This is a genomic window from Pantoea sp., from assembly GCF_039594315.1.
In the GTDB taxonomy this organism is placed as follows: domain Bacteria; phylum Pseudomonadota; class Gammaproteobacteria; order Enterobacterales; family Enterobacteriaceae; genus Pantoea.
This window is the reverse complement of record NZ_JBCNNP010000001.1, coordinates 1-12,055: the sequence shown is the minus strand read 5'-3', so window position 1 is coordinate 12,055 and position 12,055 is coordinate 1. Positions and strand designations below refer to the sequence as shown.

At 51.3% G+C, this 12,055-nt stretch carries 11 protein-coding genes; 6 read left to right on the top strand and 5 right to left on the bottom strand.

Annotated elements, in window-relative coordinates; all coding sequences use genetic code 11:
- Window positions 1-63 precede the first annotated feature (63 nt).
- From ABDW13_RS00055 to ABDW13_RS00045, 3 genes are all read right to left on the bottom strand, one after another.
- The gene (locus ABDW13_RS00055) at window positions 64-1,059 is read right to left on the bottom strand and encodes a sugar phosphate isomerase/epimerase family protein (RefSeq protein WP_343550326.1); all 996 of its coding nucleotides are present in this window, start codon (window positions 1,057-1,059) and stop codon (window positions 64-66) included.
- Window positions 1,060-1,349: 290 nt separating this feature from the next.
- Window positions 1,350-1,850 (bottom strand): GNAT family N-acetyltransferase, encoded by a 501-nt coding sequence (locus ABDW13_RS00050; RefSeq protein ID WP_343550325.1) that lies wholly within the window; start codon window positions 1,848-1,850, stop codon window positions 1,350-1,352.
- A gap of 96 nt (window positions 1,851-1,946) precedes the next feature.
- Entirely contained in the window at window positions 1,947-2,555 is a 609-nt protein-coding gene (locus ABDW13_RS00045; protein WP_343550324.1) for a LuxR C-terminal-related transcriptional regulator, read from the bottom strand.
- 139 nt (window positions 2,556-2,694) lie between these two features.
- Between ABDW13_RS00045 and ABDW13_RS00040 the strand changes: the two genes are divergently transcribed.
- Window positions 2,695-3,207 (top strand): GNAT family N-acetyltransferase, encoded by a 513-nt coding sequence (locus ABDW13_RS00040; protein WP_343550323.1) that lies wholly within the window; start codon window positions 2,695-2,697, stop codon window positions 3,205-3,207.
- Here the strand turns inward: ABDW13_RS00040 and ABDW13_RS00035 are convergent, their stop codons facing one another.
- Together ABDW13_RS00035 and ABDW13_RS00030 are read right to left on the bottom strand one after the other, a co-directional pair.
- Window positions 3,208-4,209 (bottom strand): LacI family DNA-binding transcriptional regulator, encoded by a 1,002-nt coding sequence (locus ABDW13_RS00035; protein ID WP_343550322.1) that lies wholly within the window; start codon window positions 4,207-4,209, stop codon window positions 3,208-3,210.
- An 82-nt stretch (window positions 4,210-4,291) separates the two neighbouring features.
- Entirely contained in the window at window positions 4,292-4,834 is a 543-nt protein-coding gene (locus ABDW13_RS00030) for a D-lyxose/D-mannose family sugar isomerase (RefSeq protein ID WP_343550321.1), read from the bottom strand.
- Between the two features lie 219 nt (window positions 4,835-5,053).
- On the opposite strand from ABDW13_RS00030, the gene ABDW13_RS00025 reads away from it, so the two are divergent.
- From ABDW13_RS00025 to ABDW13_RS00005, 5 genes are read left to right on the top strand one after another with little or no spacing between them, the layout of a single operon-like run.
- On the top strand, window positions 5,054-6,088 hold the full coding sequence (locus ABDW13_RS00025) for an NAD(P)-dependent alcohol dehydrogenase (protein ID WP_343550320.1): 1,035 nt from the start codon (window positions 5,054-5,056) through the stop codon (window positions 6,086-6,088).
- A 2-nt stretch (window positions 6,089-6,090) separates the two neighbouring features.
- Complete coding sequence (gene xylB, locus ABDW13_RS00020) at window positions 6,091-7,608, top strand: xylulokinase (protein WP_343550319.1); 1,518 nt, start codon at window positions 6,091-6,093, stop codon at window positions 7,606-7,608.
- The gene (locus tag ABDW13_RS00015) at window positions 7,605-9,110 is read left to right on the top strand and encodes a sugar ABC transporter ATP-binding protein (RefSeq protein WP_343550318.1); all 1,506 of its coding nucleotides are present in this window, start codon (window positions 7,605-7,607) and stop codon (window positions 9,108-9,110) included. Before xylB ends, ABDW13_RS00015 begins: the two co-directional genes overlap by 4 nt.
- Window positions 9,111-9,124: 14 nt before the next feature.
- Entirely contained in the window at window positions 9,125-10,162 is a 1,038-nt protein-coding gene (locus ABDW13_RS00010; protein ID WP_343550317.1) for an ABC transporter permease, read from the top strand.
- A 37-nt stretch (window positions 10,163-10,199) separates the two neighbouring features.
- The gene (locus ABDW13_RS00005; protein ID WP_343550316.1) at window positions 10,200-11,207 is read left to right on the top strand and encodes a substrate-binding domain-containing protein; all 1,008 of its coding nucleotides are present in this window, start codon (window positions 10,200-10,202) and stop codon (window positions 11,205-11,207) included.
- Window positions 11,208-12,055: the final 848 nt, after the last annotated feature.

The window sequence follows — 12,055 nt, the reverse complement described above, 5'->3', positions numbered from 1 at the left end:
GGAAGTTAAGCGGAAAGTGCCAACATTTGTTGGGTGGCCATTCCTGACCACCGTATTGCGGAATTACTCTTGCTCAATACTGGTTAACAGCGCGTTCTGAATGATCTTCTGCGCTTTAAGCGGGTTTTGCTCGCGCTGCGCTTCCTGCAAAGCGGCAATATCCAATTTATCCAGCGCACGGTAAATGTGCTTGAGGAAGCGAATCGACAGGTTAGCGGCTTCAACATGATCTTCGCGGAACGGGAATTGATCGAGCTGCCACACGCCTTGCCAATTGTTGATCTTCAGGACGTAGAAGAACTCAAAGATTTCCGTCATATGCACGGTGCCGACTACGAGATCGTCATCCCAGCCGCGCAGGTTGTCGTTGACGTCCATACCAAACAAGCGACCACGATCGATAATGAGCTGGGCGGAATCAGCTGGCGATTCCCCGGCAAATAGCGCATGACCGAAATCCAGCAGCACGCCGACGTTATCCAGGCCAATATCTTCAATGCCCAGTAAGGTTCGCGCCGCCGAATCCCAGGTCATTTTTACGCGCGGCTCACGGGGTTTGTATTCGATGGCAAATTTGACGTCGGGATTGGCACTCGCCAATTCACGCATGCCGTCCACCGCCATTTTCCACAGATTTTTATGATCGACCTGGAACGGATAATCCCAACCATCCTGTCCCGGCCAGACCTTAACGTAGTTGGCGCCTAATTCGCGCACCACCGTTGCGGCTTCGTGCATCAAATCAAAAGCTTGTTTGCGGATAGCGGCATCGGGGTTAGTGAATGCACCACGCGAAAAGCGGCGTAGATAGATTTCAGGCGTAACGCCGATGGCTTTTAATCCGGCATCTTCCAGCGCTTGTTTAACCTGCGCCACGGTCACGCCTTCGGTGAATGGATAAGGCACATCGACGTAAGAGAGTTCTTCAACGCTGCCCGCCAGCTTGATCTGATCCAAAGTGCTGAGCGCCGGGCCATAACCATCAACGGCGTAACGATCGATATAGTTGGCAAAGTGCCACAATCCGGCACCGAATTTTGGATAGGTGTAGCTACTCATAAGACATTCTCCTCAGATGATTGCGCTAATCGTCATTGTTCTGGCTGATGATTTTTAGATGTGAATATATATTCAGTGATGGTTATATATTCCATTCTGCGCCCTGATATGATGCGTTAACCAGCAGCAGGTGGCGAATTTGCAAGCGCAATCACACAAAATTTGCGCAAAACATCCGTAGGGTCGCCATTTATGGTGACCTGTTTTCCAGAGTGGTTGAAGGCTTTGGTGTAAGCAGAACCGGTCACCATAAATGGCGACCCTACGAAGGAGGATGGAAGAAGAATTAATTAAGCAATAAACGAAAATATCGAATGCTGAACACCTGAAAACTCAAACTCCGCCACTAATTTCATGCCCATATTTACATGCGCTTTAATTGATGGCGCATTATCGTTGCGAATAAATAAAATCCCTTCTCTGCCCGCAACCAATGGGCGCAGCTCGGCAAACATCTTTTTGGCCAAACCTTGATTCCTGGCTTCTGCACTGACGCAAATCGGGCCATAAAGAAACGCATTATTACCGCCGGAATAGGTTGCCAGCATGGCTTTGATAATCGGTAACTCGATGTTTTTCCTCATAGAGGATGTCATAAGAAAGCCCAGTACCTTATCGCCGGCGCGTGCCACGATCACCGGCATTTCGTCAATCATGGCAGCAATGGTGGATTCAGGTAACGCTGCGGAAAGCGACCCGTTGTTGGCAGCGCTGTTTTCCTGTTGCAGTTGAGAAATGCCGCGAATATCGCGTTGGGTTGCGGTGGTTATTTCAAGGCCATTTATTTTCATACTGCTCCAATAAGATATTTATTATGGAAAGCATCATATCGGAGAGTATGGCATCAAGCGTGACGTGGGGTGCGCAGGATACGCACCCAATCCAGTTTATTGCATATTTTTCGCTTGATAACCCATACGATTCAATCGGCTAAAAAACTCTTTATTGCTTGAGCAATTCAGCTTGCGAATAATGCTCTGACGATGATGGCTAATGGTTTTGCAACTCAGTCTCAGTGAATGGCCAATGTCGGTCAGATTGCTGGTTTGACCGAATAGTCGCAGCAGGCCAAATTCGCGTGGTGACAGCGTCTGTTTGGTACGACGCGCGCTATGATCGAACGCTGTTGCATATTGCAATCCCAGCACCGCATTCGATAGCTCTTTTAAGCTGCACTGTTTATCCAGAAAGGTGACTTTGGGCAGCACGCTGGCCACGTAGCTGATCACCGCGCTTTCATTCAGCTCCGTTAACACCACAATGCGGGTTGCCGGCGATGAAAACTGCACTTTAAGCAACAGCTCAGTAAAGAACTGCACGTCGCGTCCGTACGCGGTTAACTCAGTGATTAGCACATCCGTTCCCGCAATTTGGCTGAGAACGCCATCAAGACTTTCTTGTCCTATATTTCTCACCTGAATAAATTTGCCCGCAAAAAAGCGCGAAATACCTTCAGAAATCCATTTGTTATTGTCGATTATCGTTAATGACAACATGTTCACCTCCATCCCAAGAATTTCCTTATTAGACAGAGATACCCATCGGATAAAAATCAGAGCGGGCAAGGGCGGTTTGTATGAAATGTCTGAAATATTGTTAGGATGTAGGCAATGCCAAGACAAAACAGGAGCTGCTATGCAATTAGAGACGACGCGTTTACGCCTTGAACCTTTCCAACATGCGCATTTCGATGGCTTACGGGCAATGGAAAATGATCCTGAGATCATGCGTTATATCAGCAACGGCAAGGTTAAAACCCCGGAAGAGACGCGCGAAACCATTGAACGGGTGATGCAGCGCTGGCAGCAATACGGTTTTTCCTGGTGGGCGATTTGTGAAAAAGAGTCAGATGAGGTGGTTGGCGCGGCTTGCTTGCAACATCTGGCTAATCAGGATGGCGCGCCGCTGGAGATCGGTTGGCGACTGAATGCCAATCATCATGGCAAAGGCTTTGCGACCGAAGCCGCGCAGGCGATCGTGCAGTTTGCAGTTGAGCAGATTGGCGTTAACTATTTAGTCGCGGTCGCCGATCCGGAAAACCAAGCCTCGCAAAAAGTGATGCAGCGTTTAGGTATGAAGCATAAAGGCATCGAAACCCATTACGATGTGCCGTGCGTGGTGTATGAGTTATCGCTAGCACAGTCGTAATCAGGCGATCACTTTGCCGCGCACGATGACTTTTCCCGACTTAATTTCGGCATCGCTGACGCGGCGAATCGCCAGATTCGTGGCTTGCCAGGCGATTTCTTGCAAATCATGCGACACGCAAGGGAAGTGGAAACCATAAATGCCTGCATGTGAAACTTCGTCGATGCTGAACAATGAAACCTGCTGGCCAAGCGCGAGCTTATGTTCAATGCAGGCTTTCACAATGCCCAATGAAATCTGGTTGTTACAACCCACAAAATAATCCGGCGCTGGATTTTGGCTCAGCCAGCGGCTGGTTTCCTGCCAGGCGATATCCATAAAAAAATCGGCATGCAGCACTTCTAACGAACTGACTTTTCCCTGCAAAGCGGCCTGAATACCGATGACGCGTTCGCGTGCCACGTTGGAGTTTTCCGGCCCGGAAACCACCACCACACGTTGCGCATTTTGTTCCAGTAACCAACGTCCGGCCTGCAAGCCGCAATCGAGGTTATCAATATAGACGCCGCTACAATGGCGGGAATCCAGTTCACGGTCGACCAGCACCACCGGAATATTCAGCGTTTCCAATCGCTTGAGATAAGCGGGTTGGTAATGTTGATCGTTGGAAATCACCGACAAGATAATCGCATCGACGTTATAGCCAATCAGTTTGTCGATAATGCGATTTTCGGTTTCCTGCGATTCATAAGAGTCAAACACCAGCGTGTCATAACCCATTTTTTGCGCTTCCAGCGTCATGAGACGTGTCAGGCCACCAAAAAACGGGTTCGCCATATCGGGATTAACGATGCCAATGGTTTTACTCGATTTAGCGCGCAAGCTGCGCGCTGCGGTGTTCACCACGTAACCCAGTTGCTCAGCCGTCTCGCGAATACGTTGCAGCGTTTCCGGATGCACTTTATCCGGCTGCGAAAACGCACGCGAGGCGGTGATTTTGCTGACATTCGCTTGTGCTGCAACGCTGGCTAGCGTTGCCTTTCGTCCTCGCCCAACAGCCAAAAGCAACTCCTTAGTGAAAAGCATCATTTTGTATCATTAACGAATCATGACAGATTTGGCAGCAGGACGCGAATGCAGTTTGTTACGCTAAGCGGTTGACCCGTGGATCGGTGAAAATGTCCAGTTCATCGCGGCTTTCCGACGAGAACTCCGATACCACCGCGCCTTTATCACCCGCCTGGAACCAATGGCGCGTATTCGGTGCAATGGTGTATTGCTCGCCGGGCTTTAACAAAATATAGCGCGTGCAGGTATACCACGCTTCGCTGCCTTCTGGCACCTGACAGACTTTGCTGCCGCTGGCGTCATTGGGCGTCAAATTATCATCATCCACGAACAGATAAACTTCGCCCCAGCGGCAGCGGAAGGTTTCCTGTTTTCCCGGCGTGCCATCAAAAGGGGGATGCAAATGCTCTGGGCACGTTTGTCCCGGTAATAGCACCAACTCTTTGGCGCAGTAACGTGGCGAATTAACATAGGTTAGTAGCTGCAAGCCTGAAATCGGGTAATCCGGCAAGCCAAATGACGCAATTTCAATACGTTGCCGTTCATCATCGGTTAACACCATGCCAGCCAATTGCAAAAACTCCAGTGTACGTTGCGTGTGTTCAGTTGAATGACTCATCCTCTTCTCCAATCAAGATAATGGTATCGATGTCATTGAACATGGCTTAGGTAGCAATGTTCTGTGATGAACATCGCTAATTCACACGCGACATAATCCTATTCGTTTACATATTTGGTCAAAATATAACAAACATCACAGATCTCTCACCTGAGTTATCGCAATATCGCCAGAAGAAAATGATATCGATACCATCAAAATGATTAAGGTGAGGCGCATATGAAAGCATTGGTTTTGGCACAAGCCGGGAAGATTGCCATCGAAGATCGCGAGTTTGATGAGGTGCTGGGCGATAACGACGTGCAGATCAAAATTCATTCCGTCGGCATTTGCGGCAGCGACGTTCATTACTATCAGCACGGCAAAATCGGGCCTTTCGTGGTTAACGCGCCGATGGTGTTAGGACACGAAGCGTCTGGTGTGGTGTTAGCGACCGGCAAAAGTGTCACGCATGTGAAAGTGGGCGATCGCGTTTGTATGGAGCCCGGCATTCCTGACCTTAACTCTGCGCAATCGCGCGCCGGTATTTACAACCTCGATCCTGCTGTGCGCTTTTGGGCCACGCCGCCGATTCACGGCTGCCTGCGTGAAACCGTGATCCATCCGGGCGCATTCACCTTCAAATTGCCGGACAACGTCAGTTTTGCTGAGGGCGCGATGGTTGAGCCATTAGCTATCGGCATGCACGCCGCCACCAAAGCGGGCATCAAACCGGGTGATATCGCGTTAGTGATTGGCGCAGGCCCGATCGGCGTGGTAACCGCGCTGGCTGCATTGGCGGGGGGTTGTTCCGACGTGATCATTTGCGATTTATTCGACGAAAAACTGGCCGTGGCCGCCAACTATCAAGGCTTACACGCGGTGAATATCAAAACCGGCGATTTAGCAGGCAAAGTCGCGGCATTGACCAGCGGCAACGGGGCAGATGTGGTGTTTGAGTGCAGCGGCGCGAAACCGGCTATCGCCAGTATCGCCACGCATGCCGCGCCGGGCGCAACAGCGGTGCTGGTCGGCATGCCAATTGATGCAGCGCCGATGGATATCGTCGCGGCGCAGGCCAAAGAGATCACCTTCAAGACCATTTTCCGTTACGCCAACATGTATCCACGCACCTTGCGTCTGCTGAGCAGCGGCAAACTGCGCGTGCAGCCATTGATCACCCAAACCTACAAGTTCGCAGAAAGCGTTGCCGCGTTTGAGCGCGCAGCAGAAGGACACGCCTCCGACATCAAAATCATGCTGGAAATGGAGTAATCATGGCGCTTTTTGCTGGCATTGACTGTGGTACACAAGGCACCAAAGTCGTGATTGTCGACAGCCAACAAGGCGTGATCCTCGGTGAAGGCAGCGCCACTCATCGCCTGATCAGCGACTCCAATGGGCGTCGCGAACAGGAAGCACAATGGTGGATCGATGCGCTGATCGTTGCCTTTAAGCAGGCGCTGGAAAATGCCGGCGTCAACGGTCAGCAGATTGAGGCACTCGGCGTTTCTGGTCAGCAACACGGTTTTGTGCCGCTAGATGAAAGCGGTGAAGTGCTGCATAGCGTCAAATTGTGGTGCGACACCGAAACCGCAGCGGAAAACGATGCGCTGTTACAGCAATTGGGTGGCGTAAAAGGCTCGCTTGATCAATTAGGTGTGATGATCGCCACTGGCTATACCGCATCGAAAATCTTGTGGTTTAAGCAGCAGCATCCTGAAAGCTGGCCACGCCTGCATACGGTTCTGTTGCCGCATGATTACCTGAATTTCTGGCTGACTGGCGAGCGTGTTGCCGAATACGGCGATGCATCCGGCACCGGTTTGCTGAACGTGCGCACGCGCCAATGGGATCGGCATGTAGTGGAATTGATCGATGATAGCGGTCGCTTGTGGAACGCCTTGCCCAAGTTACTTAGCGCCGATCAATGCATTGGCACGCTGCGTGCCGAAGCGGCGGAGAAGCTGGGATTGTCCGCTAGCACCCGCGTCTCCACCGGCGGCGGCGACAACATGATGGCGGCGATTGGCTCCGGCAACATTGCGCAGGGCACGATCACCATGAGCCTTGGCACCTCCGGCACACTGTTTGCCTGCGCCGATGCACCGGTGATTGCTGAATCAGAGATGATCGCTGGCTTCTGCTCCAGCACCAACGGCTGGCTGCCGCTGATTTGCACCATGAATGTGACGTCGGCAACTACTGCGGTTCAATCTTTACTCGATGAAGATATCGCAGGCTTCAACACCCTGCTGGAGCAAGCGGCGCCGGGTGCGGGCGGTGTGGAAATGCTGCCGTTTTTCAACGGCGAACGCGTACCGCAGTTACCGCATGCACGCGCCAGTTTGCACAACCTCGATAGCGATAATTTTACCCGCGCCAATCTGTGCATGGCGGTGGTGGAGAGCGCCACTTATGGCCTGCGTTACGGCATTGAGCTGTTTCGTCAACAAGGCATCGATGCCCGTGAAATTCGTCTGACTGGCGGCGGCGCACGCAGCGCACGCTGGCGGCAAATCGTTGCGGATGTAATGGGTTGTGAGGTGATTTGCCCGGACGTGAAAGAGACGGCGGCCCTTGGCGGTGCGATTCAGGCGATGTGGGCCACCACGCTGGCTGATGATGCGCAGCAAGATGCCAATGCCGTGTTGCAGCAACTTTGCCAGCGCTTTGTTTCACTCGATGAGTCAACTCGCACGCAGCCTGATGCCGCCCGTCAGCAGCAATACGACGCGTTGTATCAGCGCTATTTACAACGCCTGCAACAAGCCTATCCGGAGGTGCAACTGTGACACACGATGCACAAACCCAACAGCCCGCTTATTTGCTGGAGGTCACTGGCGTACGCAAAGCCTTTGGCCCGGTGGTGGCACTGAAAAATGCCGAATTCTGCCTGCGTCGCGGCTCAATTCACGCGCTGTGCGGCGGCAACGGAGCAGGGAAATCGACTTTTCTCAGCATTTTGATGGGCTTTATTCGCCCGGATGGCGGCGACATCTTTATTAACGGTGAACGCTGCGAGTTTCATCATCCGAAAGAAGCGTTAAATGCCGGCGTCGCGATTGTGCAGCAAGAACTCAGCGCGATTCCCGATCTCACCGTGGCGGAAAACATCTGGCTCGGTCGCGAACCGAAGCGCTTCGGTTTTGTCGATTTCACCACCTTAAATCAGCGCACCACCGCGCTGCTTAAGGAGCTGGATTTCCAGATCTCGGCCACCGAGAAAATGCGCAATCTCAGCGTTGCTGAGCAGCAACTGGTCGAGATTGCCAAAGCGCTGTCACACGCCAACGCCGACATCATCATCATGGATGAACCGACTTCGGCAATTGGTGAGGAAGATGCGCAGAAAATCTTCCAGACCATCAAAAAACTGGCGGAAAAAGGCAAGGGCATTATCTATGTCTCACACCGTTTGTCGGAGATTTTCCAGATTGCCGACAGCTACACCATTTTTCGCGACGGCGCGTACATCAAGGAAGGTTTTATTGCCGACATCACGCGTGAACAGCTGATCGAACACATCATCGGCGGGGAATATGACAGTGAATTCGCCAAGTTCAATCAGCCGGGCGAAGAGGTGATGATGGAGGTCAATAATCTGCGTTGGCGTAACAAAATCAATGATATCAGTCTGCATCTGAAGCGCGGCGAAATCCTCGGCATCTATGGTTTGGTCGGTTCGGGACGTAGCGAATTTCTCGATCTGGTGTTTGGTGTGCATCACGCCGACAGCGGCACCATTCGTCTGGGTGATAAAACGCTGGGACGTCATTCGCCGAAAGAAGCCATTGATTCTGGCATCGCCTATGTCACTGAAGATCGTAAAGAAACCGGGTTGGTGTTGTGCCGCTCGGTCAGTGAAAACATCAATATCTCGTCGTTCAGTGGCATCAGCCGTGCGGGATTCATCAATGAAAAGCGCGAGCAGCAGCGGGCGAACGAGATGATCAAACGCTTTAACGTCAAAACGCCGGACGGCGAGCAGATCGTCGGCAATTTGAGCGGCGGCAACCAGCAAAAAGTAGTGCTAGGACGTTGGGCGCTGCTCGATCCGCAAGTGCTGCTGCTGGATGAACCAACGCGCGGCATTGACGTGGGCGCGAAGAAAGAGATTTACCGCTTTATGTCGGAATTCGCTTTGAAAAATAAAGGAATCATCATGGTTTCATCCGAGCTGGCGGAAATCATCGGCATGAGCGATCGCATATTGGTGTTCCGCGATGGCCGGTTAGCCGGTGAGTTGTCGGCAGCCGACGCCACTCAAGCCGAACTCATGAAGTTAGCGGTTTAATAGAGAGAAAAAACATGAACGGTACGCAATCTTTAACACCCGGGGTTTCGTTTTTCACGCGCAATAAACGGCGTATGCACAAGTACGGCATCATTATTGCCTTCTTTGCACTGTGCCTGATTGTGGCGGCAATTGGTGAATATCAGGTCGCGCAAGGCGCGTGGAGCAGCAACTATTTCCTCAGCAATGAGAACATGTTGATCGTGCTGCGTCAGGTGTCGATCAACGGCATTCTCGCCATCGGCATGACCTTTGTCATTATCACTGCGGGCGTCGATCTATCGGTGGGTTCGGTGCTGGCGTTAAGCGGCATCGTCGCGGCACGCTTCGCTACCATCAATGCTGGTTTATCGATTGGCGATACGGCGACAGCGGTGATGGTGCCGATGATTGTCGCATTGGGCATCGGCATTGTCTGTGGCCTGATCAACGGCACGGTGTTGGCGCGTTATCGCCTCCAGCCATTTATCGTCACCATGGGCATGCTGTCTGCGGCGCGCGGTTTAACCATGCTAACCACTGGCGGCAACCCGGTTTCACAGTTAAATCCGGACTTCCGCTGGCTCGGCAACGGCTACATGGCGGGCATTCCTTTGCCGGTGATCATCTTCCTGATTCTGTTTGGTCTGGCATGGTTATTACTCAATAAAACCATCTTTGGTCGCTACGTGTATGCGGTGGGCGGCAACCCGAAAAGTGCTCGCACATCAGGCATTAACGTAGTGCGCATCAAAGTGCTGGTTTACACCTTGTGCGCCGCGTTGGCGGGCATTGCTGGCTTGATTCTGACGGCGCGTACCGGTTCGGCACAAACCAATGCCGGTGCGGGGTATGAACTGGACGCGATTGCGGCGGTTGTCATCGGCGGCACCAGCATGGCGGGCGGCGTCGGTACACTGGTCGGCACCTTCTTTGGCGTGCTGATCATCGGCGTGATGAACAATGGCCTCGATTTGCTCGGTGTGCAGTCGTATTACCAGCAGATCATCAAAGGCGCTTTGATTGTAGTGGCGGTACTGCTTGATCCTTCACGTAAACAACAACGTGACTAACTCTGTTGATATGAAAAACCCTACCAGGAGAAAAACAATGAAAATGACCAAACTCGCATTGCTCGCCTCGGCAATGATGATGGGGGGCATGACAATTGCCCAAGCCGCGCCGGTTAAAATTGCCGTGTTAATGTACGGCAACAAAGCCGAATTCGTGCAGTTAATGGAGCGTTACGGCAAAGAGCATCCAGCAGTGAAAAGCGGTGAAGCAGTGCTGACTTTCTATGATGGACGCTATGATGCTTCGGTACAAAACGATCAGGCAGCTACCGCAATCCAGACGCGTGCCGACGCCATCATCGTTAACCCGATGGATTTCGAAGCCAATATCGACATTGTTACCAATGCCAATGAAGCCAAAATTCCGGTGGTGGTAACCAACGCGCGCTTGAATACCGAAGCAATGACTTCTGAAGTGGTTTCAAACGATGAGTTGGGCGGCTATCTCGAAGCCAAAGCGGTGCTGGACAAGCTGGAATGTAAAACCAAAAAAGTGAATGTGGTAATCATCGAAGGGCCGAAAGGCGGCAGCGGTGAAATCCAGCGCGGCAAGGGCAACGATAAAGCCATCGCCGAATGTGGCGCAGGGCAAGTCACGGTGTTAGAGCGTAAAACCGCTAACTGGTCACGTGCCGAAGCGCAACCGCTGATGGAAAACTGGCTGCAAAAACATCGCGGCAAAATCAATGGCGTGATTGGCCAGAACGACGAAATGGCGCTGGGTGCGATTGAAGCGATTAAAGGCGCTGGCCTGAATGTGAAAGACTTCGCCATCGCCGGTGTAGACGGCGTTTCAGATGCGATTCATGCGGTGCAGGCCGGTGAAATGGTGTCGATTTTGCAGGATGCCAAAGGCCAAATGCAGGGTTCGATCGACGTGGCGTTGCGTGCGGTTAAAGGTGATAGCTATCAGCCGCAATCGGATATCTGGAAACAATACGCCAAAGACCTGAATTGGGATGGCGGCACCGCGAAGCATTATTATATTCCGTGGACCACGGTAACCGCAGACAACGCACAGCAACTGCTTGATGCACGTAAGTAATTGATTGCCTGCTCTCCTGGATTGGGGGAGCGGGCATGCGTTTCAAGGTTGATGTATATGGCGAGAACCTTGCCTCTCTAGTTACAACATACATAGGCATTTTATAATAATCGCCAACTTCAGCTTCTGAGAGATGTTTGTTTTGGTCAGAAGAATGGGGGGAAAACGGAGGTTAGGAATATGTTGCCATCAGTTTGCTGTAGTGGAACCCAACAGGTTGGTCTCATGAAGCTCGCTGAACCCCTGATCATAGTTATACCGTTCTTCTCATGACTCACTCGGAAGACAAAAATATTTTAATCCCCGCAATCTATATTAAAGAATATTTTAATAAAAGATGGCATAATCAAAAAATCTTTTAATAACTCCCAATGCTGTTACAGGATTCCCGAACTTCAGAAGCGCTGCTTCACTTACATTCATAGTGTTTCCATCATTCAACCTTAAAATGTATGAACCTTTTATAGCAGAAAGCGCCCCTGAAATCTGCGAAAAAGCTAAATCTCGCCTAGCGTCAGGCAACTAAATATTTATTATAAAACATAGTTTTAATTCAACTACTGACCAGAGTGGTCAATGTGATGTCTAAAAGGCCACATCGCCGGCATTTTTGTCATAAAGGGTAGGGATGAGAATATCTTGAATGGGAACACTTGGGATGAAAATGAATGCGCAGCATAGATAGAGGCAGGTGAGATGAATAATCGTGTTTGAGTGCGTTCTGGGATACCTCATTTAACATAATCATGATTATGTGCACTCTAATTGTTACTCCAAAGCGCTAATGTCGTACGGAACAATTCACAGATGTCGTCCCTGAACTAACCTTAGATCTCCTCAGGCTTAGC